This window comes from Psychrosphaera sp. HA2-10, from assembly GCF_055693745.1.
The window spans coordinates 2,604,397-2,625,621 of record NZ_CM146341.1; the positions used below are offsets into that span (position 1 = coordinate 2,604,397).

The following is a 21,225-nucleotide window of genomic DNA, read 5'->3' on the forward strand; positions in this document are numbered from 1 at the left end:
AACCATAAAAACAAAAAAGGTTTAAACAGGCAAAAAAAAACACCGCACTAGGCGGTGTTTTTATTAAAAAGATAAATCTTTCTAATTATGCTTCAGCAATAACAACAACAGTTACGTTGGCCATTACTTCTGCGTGCAATTGAACTGCTAGTTCAAACTGACCGATTTCACGGATTGCACCTTCAGGCATTTTAACTTCAGCTTTAGCAACTTCAACACCAGCTTCAGTGATCGCAAGAGCGATATCACGTGTGCCGATTGAACCAAATAGCTTACCTTCGTCACCAGCTTTAGATGCGATAGTTACCGCTTCTAATGCATTTAGTTTCTCAGCGCGAGCTTGTGCTGCAGCTAGTTCTTCAGCAACTTTCGCTTCTAATTCAGCGCGACGTGCTTCGAACATTTCTAAGTTTGCTTTGTTTGCTGGAACTGCTTTACCTTGTGGGAAAAGGAAGTTACGAGCAAAACCCGCTTTAACGTTAACATTGTCACCAAGTGAACCTAAGTTGGCAACTTTGTCTAAAAGGATTACGTTCATAAGTATTAAACCTCTTAATTACCAATCTTATTGATGTAAGTCTGTGTATGGTAGCAATGCTAAGAAACGCGCGCGTTTGATTGCACGTGCTAATTGACGTTGATACTTTGCACTTGTGCCTGTAATACGGCTAGGTACGATTTTACCGCTCTCTGTAACATAGTTACGTAGAGTTGATAGATCTTTATAATCGATCTCTTTTACGCCATCTGCTTTGAAACGGCATACTTTACGACGTCTGAAATAACGTGCCATTAGTAGTCTCCTAATTGAGTCTTTCTATATGTTGGGCGTGAATTGCAATAATGGCTTGGCCGTTTTTGCTTTCATGTCGGTTCAAAAAACCAGACACTTGAACTTCATCACCTACAATAAAATTTTTGATTAACTGCTGCTGTTGCTCACCACAAGTTACTACATGAAGTCGGACATACGCATTGCGATTAAAACCGTCTTCCTGTTGTATTGATTTATGTTCAATTGAAAACTGACCATGAATCACACCTGCAGGGCTGGTTGTAAACTTGGGTGACTTGCAAACTTGGCCGGTTAAAACCAACTGATTAAACACCTAAGCTAACTCCCTAAATTAAGCAGCTTGTTCTTTTTTCTCTTCTTTTACTAAAGGAGAAGCTTCAGTAACAGCAGCGTCTTTACGGATAGTCAAGCTACGTAAAACAGCATCGTTGTAACGGAAAGTCTCTTCTAATTCAGCAATAACTTCGCTAGTTGCTTCAACGTTCATAAGAACATAGTGCGCTTTGTGAAGTTTCTCAATTGGATAAGCTAGTTGGCGACGACCCCAGTCTTCAAGACGGTGGATAGTACCATTTGCTTCAGTGATAGAACCAGTATAACGCTCGATCATACCAGTAACTTGTTCACTCTGGTCAGGGTGAACCATAAAAACGATTTCGTAATGACGCATCGTTAGATTCCTTATGGATTAGTAGCCTCATCGACAAGCTCAGCCAAACTTGAACAAAGGCAAGGAACAAAATTAGTAATAGCTGATTTGGGCGCGCAATTATAAGGATTTTTGCGCGTTACACAAGTTAATTGAAGGAAATTTGAACGGTTTTATTCATCAAGGTGACAAACGCTTATTTATCGCTATCTTCGCTGTCTGATTCAGCAGGTTTAGGTGGCGCTTCCATTTCTGTTTTAAGTTGCTCGTAAGCGACTCTAAGCTGCGGATCGTTTGGGTCAAAACCAGTATGGCGATAGTTAATTCCGCCCTCATGGTTTACGAACACAGTCGTTGGAGTTCCTATTACACCAAATGCTTTGGCCACTTGATCGCCATCAACTAACACCGGAAACATCAATCCTCTTTTTTCCATTTCCTTTACTGGCTTTGCACCTGGATTTTCCCACCAACTAACCGCGTAAGTGGGTATTCCTTTTTCGACGTAATCGACGGCAATATAATCTAAACCTGGTTGAAAACGCTTACAGTATGGGCACCATGTTGCCCAAAAATGCAACACATAAGGTTTTCCCGCCAGCATTGCAGACGATACCGTTTCTCCTTGGCCGTTCACCAACACCCATTCCGGCGCAGTTTCAAGCTTTACGATTGGATTTCCATCCTCGTCGAGCTCAACTTCGGGGTCATCTGCAAGCACACTTATACTAAAAAATAAGCAAAATATTGATAAATAAAGGACAACTTTACACAACTTCAAAAGACAACCTTTTACTTTGTTTGAATTAATAGTAATTATAGACCAGTCTATTTTTTTAATTAACTAGACTGTTAACTTCTTTGACGAACCGCTTCATATAAAATCACACCTGTTGCCACAGAAACATTTAAGCTTGATACGGAACCAGCCATTGGTATTTTAACTAACTCATCACAGTGTTCACGAGTCAATCGTCTCATGCCTGTACCTTCAGCACCCATTACGATAGCTAGTGGACCAGAGAACTTCATTTCAAACACATCGGCAGTAGCCTCCCCAGCCGTGCCGATAATCCAAACATTGTTGTCTTGCAAAGTTTTTAAACTTCGAGCTAGGTTGGTAACAACGTACAATGGCATCACTTCGGCGGCACCACAGGCAACCTTTCTCGCTGTACCGTTTAACTTAGCCGAACGGTCTTTAGGTACGATAACACCATCAATACCGGCAGCATCAGCTGTTCGTAACACAGCCCCTAAGTTATGAGGGTCGGTGATGCCGTCTAATACAAGCAAAAATGGTGGCTTGTCTCTGCCTTCTACACTTTGCAACCATTGCTTAAGATCACCTTCATCTCGTTGCTTCGCCGGTCTTACACGAGCGACTACGCCTTGATGTTGTTCACCATCACATTTATCATCTAACGTTTTTCTAGATGCGTATTGTACCGAGAAGCCCAATGCATAGGCTTGTTCTAAGATTGGTTTAACACGGTCATCTTCACGCCCTTTTAGGACGAATAACTCAATAACTCTTTCTGGCTCATGTTGAATAATGGCTGTTAAAGAGTGGATGCCATAGGCTATTTCAGAACTCATATTTATCTCTACTAATCACTTTTCTTTTTAGCAATGCGCTTGGCCGCTCTTGATTTTGGCTTTTTCTTAGGCTTTGTTTTGCCTTTTGTTGCGCTACTTTTCGACTTTCTTTTAGATTCACTTTTAGGCTTATCTTTAGCGTCCCGTTTTGGTCCACTTTTTGATTTAGGCTTTCTTTTTGAATCTTTGTTATCTTGCTGTCCAGGAATTTTACCTGTTTTCAGTTGCTCTCTAACACTTGGTTTTTTTGAACGATTCGAATCCGAGTTCGTTGAACGGCGACGTCCACCACTTACTCCTACCAATTCAAAATCAATTTGCTTGTCTTCAAGATTAACTGACACTACTTTGACTTCGAGCGTATCGCCTAAGCGGAACACTTGTCGACTATTCTCGCCAATAAGCGCATTACGTTCTGGGCTGTAGTTAAAGTAGTCTTTACCTAAGGCTGTGATATGAACTAAACCTTCAATATGCAAATCCACCAGTCGAACAAACAAGCCAAATGAAGTTACCGATGCGATAACACCTTCATACTCCATATCGATATGGTCTTGCATAAACTCGCACTTAAGCCAAGATTCAACATCACGAGTCGCGTCGTCTGCTCTTCGTTCTGTCATTGAACACTGTTCACCTAACTGCTCTAGTTCTTCTTCGTTATAGGCATGTTGCCCAGACGTCGTTTGCCCTTGTTTCTTGATAATCGCTTTGATAGCTCTATGAACGATTAAGTCCGGATAACGACGAATTGGTGATGTGAAGTGCGCATAACCCTCTAACGCAAGTCCAAAGTGACCAATATTGTCAGGCTGATAAACAGCTTGACGCATACTTCTGATCATCATTGTTTGAATTAATTCGCCGTCCGGTCTGTTTAAATATTTATTTACTTGGCTACTTAACTCTTTCGGGCTTGGTTCATCACTAAATTTAAGCTCGCCACCTAACTCCGCTAAAAACGCGCGAAACGTAGCTAGTTTGCTTGGATCTGGTTTGTCATGAACCCTAAATAAGGCATGACCATTATTACCTTCAATAAACTTAGCGGCGGCAACATTGGCCATTATCATGCATTCTTCAATGATTTTATGCGCATCGTTACGTTCAACAACTTCAACGTGATCTATTTTTTGTTGTGCATTAAAAATAAATTTAGGCTCAATCGTTTCAAATTCAAACGCGCCACGATCGGCTCGTATCAGCTTTAACGCTTTATACAATGCATTTAGGTCTTGAATGTGAGGCCAAACATGTTTGTATCTCTGCTGTAACTCCACGTCACCTTTTAGCATCGATGCCACTTTGGTGTAGGTTAAGCGAGCGTGTGAATACATAACCGCTTCATAAAACGTGTAGTCATTCAAACGACCAGTAGCGTCAATGTCCATTTCCGCCACCATACACAAACGATCTGTTTGTGGATTCAAAGAACACAATCCATTTGATAGTGCTTCTGGAAGCATGGGAATAACTTTAGAGGGGAAATATACCGAGTTACCGCGTTCTACCGCTTCTTTATCTAAATCAGAGTTATGTTTTACATAATGAGACACATCGGCAATAGCTACGTAAAGCGTCCAACCACCATCATCTTTCGGCTTACAATAAACGGCGTCATCAAAATCTCTAGAGTCTTCACCATCGATAGTAACAAGTGGCATTTGACGTAAATCTACACGGCCGTTTTTATCTTTTTCTAAAACTTCTGACGATAACGTGGAGACATATTTATCTATACTTGGCGACCACTCAAACGGAATATCGTGGTTTCGTAAAGCAATATCAACTTCCATGCCCGGAGCCATATGCTCACCAAGCACTTCAGAGACCTTCGCTACCGCACTACTACGTTTAGTGGGGCGTTGGAGCAACTCAACAATAACCATTTGGCCATGTCGGGCACCATTTTCTTGACCTTTTTCTATAAGGATTTCTTGCTTTATACGACTGTCGTCAGGTACCACAACAGCGACACCCATCTCTACAAAATAACGCCCAATAATTGGTGCTTCTCGACCTTGAATTACGCTAATAACTCTTGCTTCGGTTTTACCTTTAAACTCACCAATTGGTTGCGCTAGTACATAATCGCCTGGCAATAAACCACGCATTTGGCTGTGGCTAATATACCAATCGTTTTTACCCGTTATTTTGCCGTCTGGCTGAAGAAAGCCGAATCCGTCTTTATGACCTAACACTTTACCTTTGATTAATTCTTTTTCGTCAGGAATACCGTACTTCTTAAATTTATTGAAGATAAGCTGACCAGCATTTTCCATTGCTCGTAGTCTGCGTTTCAGCGCGACAATCAGTTCTTCGTCGGTAATATTACAAAGTTTTGTTAGTTCTTTAAATGTTAGGGGCTTATCGGCCTGCTTGATCGCATCGAGGATAAATTCGCGGCTGGCAATAGGGGTAGAATACTTTTCTTTTTCCCGAGCATAATTCGGGTCTTTTTTTGGCATTAATGTTCACTTTTTCAATTAATAAAATAAGCAACGCTGTTGCGCTACTTACTTTAGTATACCAACTGAACGAATTAATGTTCGATAGTTTTATTAAATATAATGCTTTTTATCGACTTTTCTTTAATAAGCCGACTGTTTTGCCGCTTGTAGCGTTTTGGGATGCATCAATTTTTCTAGTTTTTTCAATTGCTTTGACGCTTCATTATGCTGATTTTGGTCGGCAATAATGGCGTGGTGTAACCAACGATAGGCACTTTCATAATCGTATGGACTGCCAAGCCCAGCCAACTGCATATCGATGAGGCGAATCTGCGCTTGAACATTTCCTAATTCCGCAGCTCGGTAGATATAGGTATAAGCTTTTTCGTGATCCTTTTGAACAAAACGACCTACGTGATAATAACGACCTAATTGCTCTATGGCGGCAACTAGGCCTTGTTTTGCCGACTCTCTAATATAAAACATACCTAGTTCGGCGTTTTGGTCGACACAAACTCCCCACGCCAACATATCACCATACAAAAATTCATAAGCCGGAAGATGCAGCTTTACGGCCCTGTCTTCAATATCTCTTGTGAGTTGACAACGGTCCAGTTTAACTCGCTCTAAGTGCTTGTTTTGTTTTATTAAATCCAATAACTCATCTTGGGTATATATTTGCACAGCTTGTAATGGTTCACCATCGTCAGCAATGCTTTTCCCCGTTACTAGCGATAAAGCTGCGAGCATAATAATAATTAAAGAGTGCACTTTCATATTAAACCTTTCAGAAAAACCTTGGAACCGAATACTGTTACTCAATTCCAAAGCAAGTAATAGGCCATTATAAAAGCTTTTGTGCTTTTAAAGGACCCTTTGTCCAATCGATTTTTTTCGACGCTTTTGGTGTTTTAGCACCAAAGACATCGCTAAGATTTTGAGCCACAGAACTACAAGCACCTGTTTGTAGATAATTCAATCCTTCCGCTAACAAAGGATCTGAGTCAACTCCCCAATCACCGGTGACTACCTCATCAACTCGACAATCAACAGGTAGGCCATCAAAATATTCACCTTCACCTTCTGAGTTCACAGAGTCAAAGTTAATAGCAAAAATAACGTCATCACATATTTGGGTCGGACTCATTCCAACAGGCTTGCCACATGTTTTATTGCCAATGGTGACAACTTCAATATGAGGTTTTAACGAGTTAATCACTAATTCGCTTGATGAACAGCTACCTTCCGATGTTAAGACAACAACTCGGTCTAAGTTCATCTTCTCAATGCCTTCACCAAGATTAAATAGCAAAGTTTGATTACTATCACTTTGCTTGGAGTTATAGCGATATTGAACAAAGGTTTCACCATCGACGTTATCACCAGCAATTTGTGTACTTAGTTGATTTGCTACTCGAATTAAACCACCGCCGTTGTATCTAAGGTCTAATACAAGTTCATCAATAGAGTCGATTTTGAACATGTCAAAAGCATCATTTAGTTCTTGCTCTGAAACATTGTCAAATGAGTTAAAAACCAAGTAACCAACATTTTTGTCAACGTTATCAACTTCTAATTGTTTCACTTCTTTAGCTAATACAGTGTTTGCGGTAATGCTACCTTTTGTAATCTTAGCCGACTCTATTCTGCCATTTGGCTTTTCAAATTTGATGTCGATAGAATAACCACTGACATTTGGTCCAAAGTAATCGGCAAAACTCTTAGTACCCGCTTTAACTTCGGAGATTATCTGCGACATTGACGTACCGTCAATTTCTATAATTGTATCGCCACGGCGAAGACCGTTTTGGGCTGGTGTGCCGTCTTCATAAACATATCTAATTACGAGGCCATCTTCCCCAGCATTAACTTCATGAGAGAAGCCATACCCAAAGAATACCGATGCTTGATAGTCTTCATATTGTGCTGTTGTCATCGAAAAACTAAACCGATCTTGCACATCTCTTAAGGCATCTATTGCTGCAGGTATATTTGGGTATGCGCCTGGATTAAAAGTGCTAGGTAAATTTTCTTCCCAAAAATACCAATCTTGCATGTAACTATATAATTTTTCATTTGCATCGATCGCAGAACAATAACCGTTATCGGCTAGGCCATCGGAGTCGGATCCACCACAGGCTAACAACAAGCTTGATGTTAGAATAGCTATAGCGAGTTTGGTCGTTTTAAACATGAGTCATTCCGCTTTTGTAAAATTGGATAGGCCTCAGAATACAAAAAAAGCTGTCGAATGACAGCTTTTTGAAGGGTTTTTTACAGTTTATTCGTAAATATCTATTATGAGAAAGGGTTTCTCAGAATAAATGTTTCACTGCGATCAGGACCGGTAGAAATGATATCCATTGGTATACCAGTGATTTCTTCTAAACGCTTGATATAAGACTGTGCAGCTTGTGGTAATTTATCAAACTCAGTTACACCAAATGAGTTTTCAGACCAACCAGGAACAGTTTCATAAATAGGTTTTGCACTTGCATAACCTTCTGCTGCCATTGGTGGTACGTCAACGATTGAACCGTCTGCTAATTCGTAACCAGTACAAATCTTGATTTCTTCAAGACCGTCTAATACGTCTAGCTTCGTTAAGCAAAAACCAGTAATTGAGTTCAATTGTACAGCGCGTTTCATTGCTACTGCATCAAACCAACCACAACGACGCTCACGTCCAGTCGTCGCACCAAATTCGTGACCTTTAGTACCTAAGTGATTACCAACTTCATCTTTTAATTCAGTTGGGAACGGACCTGAACCAACACGAGTTGTGTAAGCTTTTACGATACCTAAAACATAATCAATATGACAAGGACCAAAACCAGCACCTGTCGCAACACCACCAGCAGTGGTATTAGAAGAAGTTACATAAGGGTAAGTACCGTGATCGATATCTAGTAACGTGCCCTGTGCGCCTTCAAATAAGATTGATTCACCAGCTAGACGTGTTTTGTCTAGTAAGTCAGTTACATCAACAACCATGGCTTTTAGCATATCTGCTACAGCCATTGCATCGTTATATGTCTTATCGAAATCTACCGCTTCAACACCATAGTAATTTACTAGTGCAAAGTTATGGAACTCTAGAACTTCTTTTAATTTTTCTGCGAATAATTCAGGATTGAATAAGTCACCTACACGTAAACCGCGACGAGCCACTTTATCTTCATACGCAGGACCTATACCACGTCCGGTAGTACCAATCGCTTTATTACCACGCTTGATTTCACGAGCCTGGTCTAATGCGATGTGGTAAGGAAGAATTAATGGACATGCTTCAGAAATTAATAAACGTTCTTTTACTGGAACGCCACGCTCTTCTAGCATTTTCATTTCTTTTAATAGTGCTTCTGGAGATAGAACAACACCATTACCAATAATGCATTTAACGCCATCGCGTAATACGCCAGACGGTATTAAGTGAAGAACGGTTTTTTCACCGTTGATAACTAGAGTATGGCCAGCATTGTGACCACCTTGATAACGGACTACATAAGAAGCCTTATCTGTCAGCAGGTCTACAACCTTACCTTTACCTTCGTCACCCCATTGGGTGCCTAAAACAACAACGTTTTTGCCCATATTTAATTCACTCAGAAAAAATTAGGCGGGGATTCTACCAAAAATCTGGTACAAAGATCACCCGCTTTTTAGAAAAATTAGAATAAAAACTACTAGACGACTGTTTTAACGATTAAAAAACCGTTATCGAAACCACAGCAAAAGAATACCAATAGTAAATAAAACTAGACCAACTTGCCGAATTACCCCAACCGGTTCTTGAGATAATTTTTTAATATAGTTACGCCAGGTTTTCGGAAATAATAATGGCATCATGCCTTCAATGATTAAAACCATCGCTATTACAACAAACCAATCTATGTCCATAACGCACCTTTAAAATAATAAAGGGCTCCGAAGAGCCCTTTTAATGATATCAATCAAAATATAGCTATTTGCCTGATGTGCTCTTCATGTAACGGAAGAAGTCACTATCCGGTTGGATAACTAAGATATCGCTTTTGCTGTCAAAGCTATTTTTGTATGCTTCTAAACTACGCACAAATGCGAAGAACTCTGGGTCCTTGTTAAACGCATCGGCATAAAATTTTGCAGCTAGCGCGTCACCTTCACCACGTAGTGTCTGAGCTTCACGTTCTGCTTCTGCTAGCATAACGGTAATACGAGCATCAACATCTGCACGAATGATTTCCGCCTTCTCACGACCTTCTGAGCGGTGAGCTTTCGCTACTTCTTGACGTTCAGTACGCATACGTTCGAAGATTGAATTACTTACCCTTACTGGTAAGTTAATTTGCTTCACTCGAACATCTAGTACTTCAATACCTAAGTCACTTGAGCTTTTCGCTGCTTGAATCGCCTGTTGCATTAGCTCTTGACGTTCACCAGAAACAATCTCTTTGATGGTTCTAGAACCAAAAGCAGTACGAAGACCGTTATTTACTTTTTGTTCTAAAAGCGTTTCTGCATTTAGCTTGTTGCCACCTGTTGAAAGATAAAATTTCGCAAAATCAGAGATGCGCCATTTAACAAAAGAATCAACTATTAAGTCTTTCTTCTCTACCGTTACAAAACGATCCGGCTCGCCGTCAAGCGTTTGAATACGTGCATCAAGTGTTTTTACTTTTTCTACAAATGGTAGTTTAAAGTGCAAACCTGGTTCGTTAACAACTGGCGCTCCAGCGTCATCACGCTTAACTTTACCAAATTGGATAACAATACTGCGTTGTCCTTCATTTACTACAAACAATGAAGAGAACGTCATGACCACAAATACTGCTACTAAAATTAGACTAAATGTTTTCATGATTAGTTTCTCCCATCATTAAAGCGGTCACCGCGGCTTGGGCGATTGCTTTGTGTAGGCTGCGTGGTTTTACCAGAACCTGTGTTGTAATCAGTTGCAGTACGGTTGTCTACTGAAGGCACTACACCTTGATGTTGCATGATTTTGTCCAATGGTAAGTACATCATATTACCATTACCTTTGGTATCAACAAGCACCTTAGAAGTATTTGATAATACTTGCTCCATTGTCTCTAAATACAGACGTTGGCGCGTAACTTCCGGTGCAGCATTGTATTCAGGTAATAACTGATCAAACTTCGCAACTTGACCTTGTGACGCTAAGATCTTGCCTTGTTTATAGGCTGTCGCTTCTTGAACCATACGGTTAACTTGACCACGAGCACGAGGCTCAACTTCACTTGCGTAGGCTTTGGCTTCGTTTACATAACGAACTTCATCTTCTCGAGCAGCAATAGCATCATCAAATGCGTCTTTAACTTGCTCAGGAGGACGTGCATCTTTGAAGTTAACGTCGACAATTGCTAAACCTAATTTGTAAGGTTCGATAATTGCTTCTAACTCTTCACGGGTACTTTGACGAACTATCTCACGACCAGATGTCAAAATGTCATCCATTTTTGAGTTACCGATCACAGAACGTAATGCACTATCAGTTGCCTGACGTAAGCTGTTTGTTGGATCTGGTACCGAGAATAAGAAGTTTTTAGGATCTAATACTCTGTACTGTACTTCCATTTCAACTTGAACAACGTTCTCATCTTGAGTAAGCATGAAACCTGATGCCGGTATCGTACGAACCGTTTGAATATCGACCGGTATAACTTTATCGATAAATGTTGGGTTAAAACGAAGACCTGGTTCTTTTAATTCAGTGTATTCACCAAATCTTAGCACTACGCCACTTTCTGCTTCGCGTAACGTATACCAACCAGATAAGAACCAAATAATAAAGGCAACAACTAGTACTATTGTAATACCAAAGCCGCCGGCCCCTTTATTTCCATCTTTGTTTGGTTTACCACCAAACAAACCATTAAATCGATTGCCTAAATCTTTAAATAACTCGTCTAAGTCAGGTGGTCCCTGATCTTTGCCGCCGCGATTTTTCCACGGATCGTTATTATTATTTCCCGGCTCATTCCAGGCCATAAGTTACTCCAGTTTCATTCAGAAAAGTTACTGTTTAATTTAGCAAAGTCGCTCACATAACTCTATGAAATTGAGTTAATAGTGTGAACAAACTGCACTGTCTGTATATTTAGTGACTGATTAGCCATTTTTCAATGTCGTAGCCCAACTGTTTGTTTAACTTTTGTTGGTCTATTTTAGTAATACGGACAGATAAAACGAAGTGACCATTTTCATCCACTCGCTCATCTAGAATACCGTTAAGTTGGTAAAGGTCAGCTCGTAATTTTCCTTCACTCGGTGGTAATACTAACTCCACATCCCACATTGCTAAACCTAATCGCTCAGACATAGCTTGCAACAATAGCTCTAATCCTTGGGCTTTTTGTGCAGTAAGCCATACAGAAACAGGCTTGCCTTCATCGTCTCGCTCAATGTGCGGTTCAGCATCTTTTAGCAAATCTATTTTATTAAATACTAAAAGTTGAGGAATATCATCTGCATCAATTTCTCTTAGTACTTCTTCAACCTGAAAAATATTATCACTTCGACGAGGGTCTGCAACATCAATAACATGAAGTTGCAAGTCAGCCTCGCGGGTCTCGGTCAATGTCGCTTTAAATGCTGCGACTAAGTCATGAGGCAGGTGTCTTATAAAACCAACGGTATCAGCTAGTATTGTCTCACCGACGTCTGCTAATTCGATTTTTCTTAACGTTGGGTCTAGAGTTGCGAAAAGTTGATCTGCCGCATACACATCTGAATCAGTTAACGCATTAAATAACGTTGATTTACCAGCGTTAGTGTAACCGACTAATGATACGGTTGGCACTTCTGCTTTTTTACGAGAACGACGCCCTTGTTCACGTTGTTTAGAGACTTTTTCTAACCTGGACAATATATGTGAAATTCTAGCTCGGAGTAATCGTCGATCGGTTTCTAGCTGAGTTTCACCTGGACCACGCAGGCCAATACCACCTTTTTGTCTTTCTAAATGCGTCCAGCCCCGAATAAGACGTGTGGATATGTGTCTCAGCTGAGCTAACTCAACTTGAAGTTTACCTTCATGGGTACGTGCTCGTTGTGCAAATATATCAAGTATCAAGCCGGTTCTATCTAATACACGGCATTGAAATAATGCTTCTAAATTGCGCTCTTGAGAGGGTGATAACGAGTGGTTGAAAATAACGATGTCTGCGCCTTCTGCACGCACTGTATCAGCAATTTCTTGGGCTTTACCCGTACCAACGTAATATTTAGCATCTGGAGAATGACGACTCGTCGTTACTACTGCAGAGGTAGACACACCTGCAGATGACACTAACAGGCCTAATTCTTCTAAGTCTTCTCGGTCGTTTTCCGCCGAAAAGTTTACATGGACTAAAACGGCTTGTTCGCCGCCTTCATATCTATCGAACAAATGAACTTCCTAATAGGTTGTGTTGCGTAAAATGCAAAAAAGGAAATACGTTAATACGTATTCCCTTTTAAAATCGGATTAATAATTATGTAAAATTATAAATATTATTCTGAATCGTCGTTGCCAGCATAATGAGGATTAGTCTGGAAAGGTCTGGCAGGCACGATTGTTGATATAGCATGCTTGTAAACCATTTGGCTTAACGTATTTTTTAGCAAAATGACAAACTGATCAAACGATTCAACCTGGCCTTGTAATTTTATACCGTTTACTAAATAGATCGAAACCGGAATTCGCTCACGACGTAATGCATTTAAAAACGGGTCTTGTAAGGACTGCCCCTTAGCCATTGTCAATGTTCCTTCTTATTAGTTTTATTATTTATTGTTGTTAGGTAAACCTTGCACATCAGCGATAATACAACTTTGCTTAAGCTTAGCTTAGCGAGTTTATTATGCGTTGCAAGTTTTCTTTTTGTTTTCCTACTTCTAGGTACATAACGTCAGGCCAACTACGTAACCAAGTGAGTTGCCTTTTGGCTAATTGCCTCGTCGCTACGACTCCACGGAAAACCATTTCATTCCAGTCAAGTTCACCTTTCAAATGTTGCCACATTTGACGATAACCAACGGCTCTTATCGCTGGTAAATCTAAGTGCAAGTCTGACCTTTTCATTAACGCTTCCACTTCTGCCTGAAAACCTTGCTCCAGCATAATATTGAAACGTTGTTCAATACGTTGATGAAGTTCAGTTTTGTCCTCACACATAAAAGCAAATTGCTTTATATTGTATGGTATCGGCTGTTTTTCCTTTGCCATTAGCTCAGTCATTGTTTTTCCACTTATCAAGTACACTTCGTATGCCCGATTAATTCTTTGTGGATCGTTTGGATGAATTCGCTTTGCGGCTACCGGATCAACCTCGGCCAACTGAGCATGAACATATTCCCAGCCATATTCCTGTGCCATTGCTTCAATCTTACTGCGAACTTCAGCGTTCGCTTCCGGCAAATCTGAGATCCCGTCGATTAAAGCCTTAAAATACATCATCGTACCGCCGACGAGTATAGGGGTTTTCCCGTTATTAAAGCTCTCTTCTATTGCTTTTAGGACGTCAGACCTAAAGTCAGCAGCAGAGTAAACTTGTGCAGGATCCAAAAAACTAATCAACTTGTGCGGATACTTTTCTAACTCTGCCTGCGTTGGTTTTGCCGTACCTATATCCATACCTCGATATATGAGTGCAGAGTCGACACTTATCAAGTCACCATTAATTATATCGGCTAACTGCATCGCTAAATCCGTCTTCCCCGATGCGGTTGGACCCATAATTGATATTACGGTGTTGTTAGAATTTTCGGTCATTAATATTTTAATCTCTGGTATTTATTTCTAGATAAGGCGATAGATATTAGATAAATCAATTGCCTTTGCCATTTTATTCCATTGCTTGTCAAAATCAGCCATTGCCTTAAGTATATGCAATTGTTTCAATATTTTCTGATTATCAGAAGGAATGTCGTTTGATTCACTAATGAGTTTGATTATTGAGTTTTTAGTCCAACCACCACAACTAAATAAAGCATTAAAGAAGTCTGGCAAAAAGCGACTGCAATCACGGCTGCGAATAATACTCGGTACTTGTTTAATAATAAGGAATGATTGATGTAACTTTATATCAAAGCCGCACATCGTGAGGAGTTCTTCGCCTGCCTGGATCTGTTTGACCTCTTCCGCATCAATTTTTATACGAATTGGCACTAACAGTGGCGTAGGTTGCAGTTGCATATCGGATATTTGCGCGATGTCGTTAACATCAAATAATTCCGCTAAACTTATTAACCAAGTTTTTGAATGATACTCCACCATCGCAATATTCGACTGAACTTTAATAATAGAGAATGCGTTATTTGTAACGCTTGATGCATTGTTGAATTCTGCGTTCACTGTTGGTGAACTAACTGGTGTCAATCCTGAAAATGATTTTGCAGGTTCGGTTCGGTTTTGCGGCTTTAATTCTGTTCGTTTAAAAGATGGATTGTCATTTGATGTTGGGACACTAGTACTATTCTGCGCTAACCACGCAGGTGGCGCTTGCTCAGCCAGTTGTGGTGTTTCTATCGATAAAGGTTTATTAAAGTCTGCAAGGCATTCCTGTATTGTGCCCACAATTAAATCATGTAGCAGTCGGGCATGATGAAACCTGACTTCATGTTTTGCAGGGTGAACATTAACATCAACATCCGTTGCTGGTAAGTCTACAAATAAAACGTACTCAGGCTGCTGCTCTGGGTGTAATGTGTCTGCATAGGCTTGACGAATGGCATGTTGAATGAGTTTGTCTCGCATCATTCGACCATTTACAAAAGAATATTGGGCCGGATTAACCGACTTGCATTCGTGAGGAGACTTAGCCCAGATAGAAACAGAAATATTGTCGTATTTTGCTGTTCTTACACTTGAATACTCGACAAATTGGCTATTAATTACTTCGGCTATTCTTGCTGACTGCTGCTCAATAACGTCAGTAACTGCGCTTTGTGAGCGAAAACGTTTAACCACTTTATTATTGTGCTGTAATACAAAGGTCACATCTGGTCGACTCATAGCAATACGACGAATCAAGCCTTCAATATGATTAAATTCGGTTTTTTCCGCACGTAAAAACTTTCTTCGTGCCGGCGTGTTAAAAAATAAATCTAATACTTCAACGCTCGTACCATTCGGGTGCGCAGCAGGTTTAACTTCTACCTGCATATCTAAGCCTTCAGCCATCGCAGACCAAGCTTCTGATTGTGAAGCAGGTTTAGAAGTCATAGTTAGTCGTGCAACCGAACTTATTGATGCAAGAGCTTCACCACGAAAACCTAAACTTACAATCGCTTCTAAGTCATCTATGTTGGTGATTTTACTCGTTGCATGTCGAGACAAGGCCAGCGCAAGTTCCTGTTTTGGAATTCCCTTACCGTTATCTTTGATGAGGATTTTTTTGTGGCCGCCTCGCTCAATGTCAATTTCAACTTTATCCGCGCCAGCATCTAGCGCATTTTCAACAAGCTCTTTAACAACCGATGCGGGTCTTTCAACTACTTCCCCGGCAGCTATTTGGTTAGCCAGCTGCGGTGGTAAAATTTTTATTGTCATAAACGTAATTACGACTGAGGTATCGAGAGAACTTGGCCAACTCTTATCACGTCGTTCTTTAAACTATTCGCTGACTTTAGAGAAGATACGGACACTTTATAATTTTGCGCTACCAAAGATAACGACTCGCCAGGCCTTACTTTGTGTTGCACAGACCTATGAAGTTTTGCATACAAGGTGCCTTCAGGCGGGCGCTTTTTAAAGTGCTTTTTAACTGCGTTAACAATAGCATTGGCTAAACGGTTTTGTTGCCACGCATTTGTTAACATCTTTTCTTCTTTGGGATTCGAAATGAAACCACCTTCTACTAAGATTGACGGTATATCCGGCGACTTTAATACCCCTAAGCTGGCTGATTGTGGTTTGCGCTGATGGAGTGATGTGACTTTTTTTAATTCATCTAATACCGCATAAGCGACAGTAAAACCTTGGTCTCGCGAGTGATCCATAGACAAATCGATAAAGGTTCTCATGAGATACTCTTCTGTAGTGGTATCTTTAATTGCTTCGGCAACACCGCCGAGTAATTGAGAGTGCTCTTCTTTTCTCTCTAACGAGCGACCCACTTCAGTTGTCGCTCGCTTGTTACTTTGTACCCAAACGGAGGCGCCGTGAGGACCAGGTGTAGTAAAGGCATCTGCATGTACGGAAATTAATAATTCAGCGCCAGATTCACGGGCTTTTTTTGTGCGCTTGTTTAGATCTAAATAATAATCACCTGTTCTGGTCAGAACCGCCTTTAGCCCTTTTTCTTTATTAATTAATGCTTCTATTTTTTTAGCTAGAGTTAATGTTACGTGTTTTTCAAAGGTTCCAGCTCGACCAATTGAACCAGGATCTTCACCGCCATGTCCAGCATCAATTGCAATAACTATATCTCTGTCTGTTTCAATAACACGTTTAGCCTTTTCAACCTTTTCTTCTTTGTCTAATAAATCGATAACCAAGCGATTTCCGTAAGGACCCGCAGGTGGGAGCGCAAACAACATAGGCTCTATTTTTTTAGCCAGATCCAACACTAGCCTTGTGGAGCCCTTTCTTTTTGGAGAGCTTTTTCTAATCTTAGTAATAATTTGAGCGTCTTTTGCCAATCCGTCTAGAGAGGTAGCTAGTTTTGTATTATTTAAATCAATAACTAATCGCTGTGGGTTACTTAATTCAAAGTAACTAAAATCAGCAGGACCCGATAAGTCCAAAACGACTCGAGTAGAATCTGGAGCGGGCCATATCCTTACTCCGTTAATTTTATCTGAAGCATACGATGTAGTGGCCGCTACTATCAGGCAGATTGTGATAATAGTTTTTATAAATCTAGACACTGCAGTATTAAACCTCATAAACACTATTAATAATTAGACTCTATTTTTATAACTGTTTCGTTACCTATATTAGATAACGGTTTAAAGCTTATTTCACGTTGTTCGCCAACATATGTCAAATATAACTCTAAATCGGCTTGAGGTAAAAAGTCCTGACCCTTTTCTGGCCACTCAATTAAACAAACAGCCTTGTCATTAAAATAATCTCGAAAGCCCATAAACTCAAGCTCTTCTGGGTCGGCTAAGCGGTATAAATCAAAGTGATAAGCAGTAATATCAGCTAACTCGTATGGCTCAACTAATGTGTATGTTGGACTTTTTACTCTGCCGTCATGACCTAAACCTTGAATAATGCCGCGACTAATCGTCGTTTTTCCGGCACCAAGATCACCATGCAAAAATATTGTCATACCGGGCGATAACGACTGAGCAATGAGCTTACCCATAGATACCGTTGCATCTTCATTTTCTAGTAGCGTGGTGAAAGTGTTCATTTTCTTAAATTACCTATTTACATCATAACAACGTCAAACTGGTCCTGATTATACATAGGTTCTGTTTTAACTTTAATTTGTTTGCCAATAAATACTTCAAGTTCAGCCAAGTTATGGTACTCATCATTTATCAGTGATTCAGCAACGGCTGGTGATGCATAAACAACAAATTGGTCCGCTTTATATGCTCGGTTGACTCTTACAATTTCTCTTAACAGTTCGGCACAGATTGTTTCTACTGTTTTAACATAACCTCGGCCTTTACACGCTGGACAAGCTCCACACAATACATGTTCTAAGCTTTCTCTGGTGCGTTTTCGAGTCATCTCAACTAAGCCTAGATTTGAAAAACCATTTATTTTGGTTTTCGCTTTATCTTTTCCTAATGCTAAATCTAAGCTGTGAAGCACTCTACGCTGATGGTCAACACTATCCATATCAATGAAATCGATGATGATAATACCACCTAAATTTCGTAACCTAAGTTGACGAGCAATAGCCTGGGTTGCTTCACTATTAGTATTAAAAATAGTGTCTTCTAAACTACGATGACCTACAAATGCACCCGTATTCACGTCAATTGTTGTCATTGCCTCAGTTTGATCGATAACGAGATAACCGCCTGACTTTAACTCAACCTTTTTATCTAAGGCCCGTTTAATCTCTGATTCAACATCAAATAAATCGAAAATTGGTCGCTCACCTGGGTAGTACTCAAGCTTGGCGGACATCTCTGGCATGAACTCTTCTGTAAAAGCTAATAGTTCACCGTACATCAATTTGGAATCTATTCGAACACGCTCTAACTCATCGGTAATAAAGTCTCTAATCACTCTAAATGCGAGACTTAAATCTTCATACAGAACCGCCTGATTACGAGTTTTTTTCTTTTTCTTTATTATCTTTTGCCACAATCTTTTCAAAAAAACAGCATCTTGCGCTAGCTCTTCGGTGCCAGCACCTTCGGCGGCTGTACGGACGATAAACCCGCCTTCACCTTCTTCATAATAAGCTTCAACAGCAGACTTTAAACGATAACGCTCTTTTTCATTTTCAATGCGCTGAGAGATGCCTACGTGTTTTGAGTCGGGCATAAAAACCAAATATCGCGACGGCAATGTAATGTCTGTGGTTAGACGAGCACCTTTAGTACCTAGTGGATCTTTGACGACTTGGACTATGATTTTTTGACCTTCACGCACGAGCTCTTTTATATCTCGCGCAGTATTACTATTTTGTGTGATTTGGTCTTTTTCGTCATCGTAAGTAATGATATCTGAGGCATGCAAAAACGCTGCTTTTTCCATACCAATATCGACAAACGCAGCTTGCATACCCGGAAGAACTCGGCTTACTTTGCCTAGATATATGTTGCCAACTATTCCGTGTGTACTTTGTCGCTCAACGTGGAGTTCTTGTAACATGCCATTTTCAACTGCGGCTACGCGAGTTTCGCTTGGCGTAATATTAATTAATAATTCGACACTCATACTACTAAGAACTCCTTTAACGTCGAGTCTAACTCAGCTAATGGCAAACCAACAACCGCACTCACACTACCGTTAATAGATTTTACGAACTTGCCACCAATACCCTGAATAGCGTAAGCACCAGCCTTATCTTGTGGTTCACCGGTATTCCAATACTCTACAACTTGTTGCTCTGAAATATTAGTAAATTGTACTTGCGTGGTTACTGTTTTAGTTACCGTTTTAGCTTTAGTGACAATACTGAATGCAGTTAAAACTTGATGCTCTTTTCCTGATAGGCCTAACAACATTGCCTTACAATCTTCGAGAGAATCTGGTTTACCTAATATCTCACCATCATTAACAACCGTAGTATCCGAACCAATGACTAAATAATTTTCCGGCCCAATAATCTTGTTAAAAATAACCATGGCTTTTTGATTTGCCAAACGCTCAACGTAATCTCTTGGCGATTCTTGCCCCAAAACTGACTCATCGATATCAGCGCTTCTCTGTTCAAAGTTTGAAACTAAGTAACCTAACAGTTGTTTTCGTCGTGGCGACTGACTTGCAAGTATTATATTCATAAGGCCTTATCGAATTTTAAAGCGACGACGGTAACCGCGAAGCACGGGGAACAGCCATAACCAAAAAAGACTGCTCGTTAAAGCTGGGTATAGATATTCTATGGAAAAGCTAACTTGTATTAAAAAGCGATTACTCCAAAAAATTACGAAGTGATACAAAATTAAAAATACAAAAATAATAGCCGCTTGTTGCCAGATAGAAAAGTTGCGTAATTTCTGAAAATTATTCGCAGATATATAAACCACTAACGACATAGCTAAGGCATGAACACCTAAGACCGTGCCTAACAGAATATCTAAAATAAATCCGAGTATCCAGGCAACCCCAACGTTGACTCTATGCGGTAAAGCCATTGTCCAGTAGATTAACACTAACGCCAGCCAGTCGGGACGAAATGCTTTTAACTCTAGTGGTAAAGGCATGATACTCAATATGAGCGCAACAAAAATAGTAATGCCAATAAACCACCAAGGTGAACCACCAACCTTCGCCATTATTCACTTTCCTTTTTTTCAGGCCATAACAACAATACATGTCTTAAGCGATTAACTTGCGCAATTGGCACAGCAGTAATCTTTAAAAAAGGCTGACTTAAATCAACTTTCACTTCGGTAACTTTTGCAACTGGGTAGCCATCTGGAAAAACCCCACCTAACCCCGAAGTAATTAGTTTATCGCCAACTTTAATATCGGTATCATGAGGGATATTATTTAAAACCATGCGATTGATAACGCCAGTCCCACTCACAATACCGCGTATATCATTTCTTAAATTTCGAATAGGTATAGCATGCGTTTGATCGGTTAATAGAATGACTCGTGCGGTGTTGTTGCCTGCTGATATCACCTGTCCAACCACACCTAATTCGTCAATGACGGGTTGTGATTGAAAAACCTCGTCACTTAAACCCTTATCAATTAATACATTATGAGAATATGGATGACTCGCTACGGCCATAATTTCTGCGACAACTTTACGAGCTTCAATGCGGGCGTTGGTATCAAGTAAAGCACGTAATTTGTTATTTTCATTTAACAACATTTGATAACGCTGAAGCTTTTCATTCTGAATAAGTTGTAGGTTTTTTAAGCGGGTATTTTCATCCAATATAAACTGTTTACGGGCAGCGTATTTTGAAACCGTATCAAAACTTTCCTGAGGCAAATCGGCAATGTACTGAATAGGCGCAACTAAGCTATTTAGGGTGCTACGAATTTGTTTAGAGCTTTCGGTATAAACGTCAACGGTCATGGCTACAATGCTAAGTACAAAGACAATAGCAAATCTTAATGAAAGTGCTGGCCCTGCGCCAAAAATGGGGTTCAT

The 21,225-nt window shown here is 40.2% G+C and carries 23 protein-coding genes; all 23 read right to left on the reverse strand.

All coding sequences use genetic code 11. The annotated features are described in order from the left end of the window. Window positions 1-85: 85 nt before the first annotated feature. Entirely contained in the window at window positions 86-538 is a 453-nt protein-coding gene (gene rplI, locus ACZ1GV_RS11835) for a 50S ribosomal protein L9 (RefSeq protein WP_210561021.1), read from the reverse strand. 27 nt (window positions 539-565) lie between these two features. Further along, entirely contained in the window at window positions 566-793 is a 228-nt protein-coding gene (gene rpsR / locus ACZ1GV_RS11840; protein ID WP_208831217.1) for a 30S ribosomal protein S18, read from the reverse strand. A gap of 10 nt (window positions 794-803) precedes the next feature. Beyond that, entirely contained in the window at window positions 804-1,109 is a 306-nt protein-coding gene (gene priB / locus ACZ1GV_RS11845; protein ID WP_210561020.1) for a primosomal replication protein N, read from the reverse strand. An 18-nt stretch (window positions 1,110-1,127) separates the two neighbouring features. After that, entirely contained in the window at window positions 1,128-1,466 is a 339-nt protein-coding gene (gene rpsF / locus ACZ1GV_RS11850; protein WP_155695984.1) for a 30S ribosomal protein S6, read from the reverse strand. A gap of 175 nt (window positions 1,467-1,641) precedes the next feature. After that, a complete protein-coding gene (locus ACZ1GV_RS11855; RefSeq protein WP_472674343.1) occupies window positions 1,642-2,166 on the reverse strand; it encodes a TlpA family protein disulfide reductase in 525 nt (174 codons plus the stop codon). 131 nt (window positions 2,167-2,297) lie between these two features. Beyond that, entirely contained in the window at window positions 2,298-3,044 is a 747-nt protein-coding gene (gene rlmB, locus ACZ1GV_RS11860) for a 23S rRNA (guanosine(2251)-2'-O)-methyltransferase RlmB (RefSeq protein WP_472674344.1), read from the reverse strand. An 11-nt stretch (window positions 3,045-3,055) separates the two neighbouring features. Continuing rightward, complete coding sequence (gene rnr / locus ACZ1GV_RS11865; protein WP_472674345.1) at window positions 3,056-5,512, reverse strand: ribonuclease R; 2,457 nt, start codon at window positions 5,510-5,512, stop codon at window positions 3,056-3,058. 123 nt (window positions 5,513-5,635) lie between these two features. Further along, the gene (locus ACZ1GV_RS11870; protein ID WP_472674346.1) at window positions 5,636-6,271 is read right to left on the reverse strand and encodes a tetratricopeptide repeat protein; all 636 of its coding nucleotides are present in this window, start codon (window positions 6,269-6,271) and stop codon (window positions 5,636-5,638) included. A 67-nt stretch (window positions 6,272-6,338) separates the two neighbouring features. Then, window positions 6,339-7,688, reverse strand: a complete 1,350-nt coding sequence (locus tag ACZ1GV_RS11875) for a S41 family peptidase (RefSeq protein WP_472674347.1) — start codon at window positions 7,686-7,688, stop codon at window positions 6,339-6,341. 104 nt (window positions 7,689-7,792) lie between these two features. Next, window positions 7,793-9,088 carry an adenylosuccinate synthase gene (locus ACZ1GV_RS11880; RefSeq protein WP_472674348.1) on the reverse strand — a complete coding sequence of 432 codons (1,296 nt, stop codon included), beginning with the start codon at window positions 9,086-9,088 and terminating at the stop codon, window positions 7,793-7,795. Window positions 9,089-9,211: 123 nt separating this feature from the next. Next, window positions 9,212-9,394, reverse strand: coding sequence for a DUF2065 domain-containing protein (locus ACZ1GV_RS11885; protein WP_244731826.1), 183 nt, complete (start codon window positions 9,392-9,394; stop codon window positions 9,212-9,214). A gap of 64 nt (window positions 9,395-9,458) precedes the next feature. Beyond that, complete coding sequence (gene hflC / locus ACZ1GV_RS11890; protein WP_472674349.1) at window positions 9,459-10,334, reverse strand: protease modulator HflC; 876 nt, start codon at window positions 10,332-10,334, stop codon at window positions 9,459-9,461. A 2-nt stretch (window positions 10,335-10,336) separates the two neighbouring features. Further along, window positions 10,337-11,485 carry an FtsH protease activity modulator HflK gene (hflK, locus tag ACZ1GV_RS11895; RefSeq protein WP_472674350.1) on the reverse strand — a complete coding sequence of 383 codons (1,149 nt, stop codon included), beginning with the start codon at window positions 11,483-11,485 and terminating at the stop codon, window positions 10,337-10,339. Between the two features lie 109 nt (window positions 11,486-11,594). Next, complete coding sequence (hflX, locus tag ACZ1GV_RS11900; RefSeq protein WP_210561011.1) at window positions 11,595-12,884, reverse strand: ribosome rescue GTPase HflX; 1,290 nt, start codon at window positions 12,882-12,884, stop codon at window positions 11,595-11,597. A 104-nt stretch (window positions 12,885-12,988) separates the two neighbouring features. Next, window positions 12,989-13,234 carry an RNA chaperone Hfq gene (gene hfq, locus ACZ1GV_RS11905; protein WP_210561010.1) on the reverse strand — a complete coding sequence of 82 codons (246 nt, stop codon included), beginning with the start codon at window positions 13,232-13,234 and terminating at the stop codon, window positions 12,989-12,991. Between the two features lie 85 nt (window positions 13,235-13,319). Beyond that, window positions 13,320-14,249, reverse strand: coding sequence for a tRNA (adenosine(37)-N6)-dimethylallyltransferase MiaA (gene miaA / locus ACZ1GV_RS11910; RefSeq protein ID WP_472674351.1), 930 nt, complete (start codon window positions 14,247-14,249; stop codon window positions 13,320-13,322). A 27-nt stretch (window positions 14,250-14,276) separates the two neighbouring features. Further along, entirely contained in the window at window positions 14,277-16,028 is a 1,752-nt protein-coding gene (gene mutL, locus ACZ1GV_RS11915) for a DNA mismatch repair endonuclease MutL (protein ID WP_472674352.1), read from the reverse strand. 8 nt (window positions 16,029-16,036) lie between these two features. Then, window positions 16,037-17,347 carry an N-acetylmuramoyl-L-alanine amidase gene (locus ACZ1GV_RS11920; RefSeq protein WP_472674353.1) on the reverse strand — a complete coding sequence of 437 codons (1,311 nt, stop codon included), beginning with the start codon at window positions 17,345-17,347 and terminating at the stop codon, window positions 16,037-16,039. 26 nt (window positions 17,348-17,373) lie between these two features. Continuing rightward, window positions 17,374-17,841, reverse strand: a complete 468-nt coding sequence (gene tsaE / locus ACZ1GV_RS11925) for a tRNA (adenosine(37)-N6)-threonylcarbamoyltransferase complex ATPase subunit type 1 TsaE (RefSeq protein WP_472674354.1) — start codon at window positions 17,839-17,841, stop codon at window positions 17,374-17,376. Window positions 17,842-17,858: 17 nt separating this feature from the next. Then, entirely contained in the window at window positions 17,859-19,331 is a 1,473-nt protein-coding gene (rng, locus tag ACZ1GV_RS11930; RefSeq protein WP_210561006.1) for a ribonuclease G, read from the reverse strand. Next, window positions 19,328-19,897 (reverse strand): Maf family protein, encoded by a 570-nt coding sequence (locus ACZ1GV_RS11935; RefSeq protein WP_472674355.1) that lies wholly within the window; start codon window positions 19,895-19,897, stop codon window positions 19,328-19,330. Before ACZ1GV_RS11935 ends, rng begins: the two co-directional genes overlap by 4 nt. Window positions 19,898-19,903: 6 nt before the next feature. After that, on the reverse strand, window positions 19,904-20,392 hold the full coding sequence (gene mreD / locus ACZ1GV_RS11940; RefSeq protein WP_472674356.1) for a rod shape-determining protein MreD: 489 nt from the start codon (window positions 20,390-20,392) through the stop codon (window positions 19,904-19,906). Continuing rightward, on the reverse strand, window positions 20,392-21,225 hold the full coding sequence (gene mreC / locus ACZ1GV_RS11945) for a rod shape-determining protein MreC (RefSeq protein ID WP_472674357.1): 834 nt from the start codon (window positions 21,223-21,225) through the stop codon (window positions 20,392-20,394). The genes mreD and mreC overlap by 1 nt, the downstream gene beginning before the upstream one ends.

Bases quoted from the DNA above. Each gene is read 5' to 3' on its own strand.
- rplI (WP_210561021.1), bottom strand. From the start codon at position 538: ATGAACGTAATCCTTTTAGACAAAGTTGCCAACTTAGGTTCACTTGGT.
- rpsR (WP_208831217.1), bottom strand. From the start codon at position 793: ATGGCACGTTATTTCAGACGTCGTAAAGTATGCCGTTTCAAAGCAGAT.
- rpsF (WP_155695984.1), bottom strand. From the start codon at position 1,466: ATGCGTCATTACGAAATCGTTTTTATGGTTCACCCTGACCAGAGTGAA.
- rlmB (WP_472674344.1), bottom strand. From the start codon at position 3,044: ATGAGTTCTGAAATAGCCTATGGCATCCACTCTTTAACAGCCATTATT.
- rnr (WP_472674345.1), bottom strand. From the start codon at position 5,512: ATGCCAAAAAAAGACCCGAATTATGCTCGGGAAAAAGAAAAGTATTCT.
- ACZ1GV_RS11870 (WP_472674346.1), bottom strand. From the start codon at position 6,271: ATGAAAGTGCACTCTTTAATTATTATTATGCTCGCAGCTTTATCGCTA.
- ACZ1GV_RS11875 (WP_472674347.1), bottom strand. From the start codon at position 7,688: ATGTTTAAAACGACCAAACTCGCTATAGCTATTCTAACATCAAGCTTG.
- ACZ1GV_RS11880 (WP_472674348.1), bottom strand. From the start codon at position 9,088: ATGGGCAAAAACGTTGTTGTTTTAGGCACCCAATGGGGTGACGAAGGT.
- ACZ1GV_RS11885 (WP_244731826.1), bottom strand. From the start codon at position 9,394: ATGGACATAGATTGGTTTGTTGTAATAGCGATGGTTTTAATCATTGAA.
- hflC (WP_472674349.1), bottom strand. From the start codon at position 10,334: ATGAAAACATTTAGTCTAATTTTAGTAGCAGTATTTGTGGTCATGACG.
- hflK (WP_472674350.1), bottom strand. From the start codon at position 11,485: ATGGCCTGGAATGAGCCGGGAAATAATAATAACGATCCGTGGAAAAAT.
- hfq (WP_210561010.1), bottom strand. From the start codon at position 13,234: ATGGCTAAGGGGCAGTCCTTACAAGACCCGTTTTTAAATGCATTACGT.
- miaA (WP_472674351.1), bottom strand. From the start codon at position 14,249: ATGACCGAAAATTCTAACAACACCGTAATATCAATTATGGGTCCAACC.
- mutL (WP_472674352.1), bottom strand. From the start codon at position 16,028: ATGACAATAAAAATTTTACCACCGCAGCTGGCTAACCAAATAGCTGCC.
- tsaE (WP_472674354.1), bottom strand. From the start codon at position 17,841: ATGAACACTTTCACCACGCTACTAGAAAATGAAGATGCAACGGTATCT.
- rng (WP_210561006.1), bottom strand. From the start codon at position 19,331: ATGAGTGTCGAATTATTAATTAATATTACGCCAAGCGAAACTCGCGTA.
- ACZ1GV_RS11935 (WP_472674355.1), bottom strand. From the start codon at position 19,897: ATGAATATAATACTTGCAAGTCAGTCGCCACGACGAAAACAACTGTTA.
- mreD (WP_472674356.1), bottom strand. From the start codon at position 20,392: ATGGCGAAGGTTGGTGGTTCACCTTGGTGGTTTATTGGCATTACTATT.
- mreC (WP_472674357.1), bottom strand. From the start codon at position 21,225: ATGAACCCCATTTTTGGCGCAGGGCCAGCACTTTCATTAAGATTTGCT.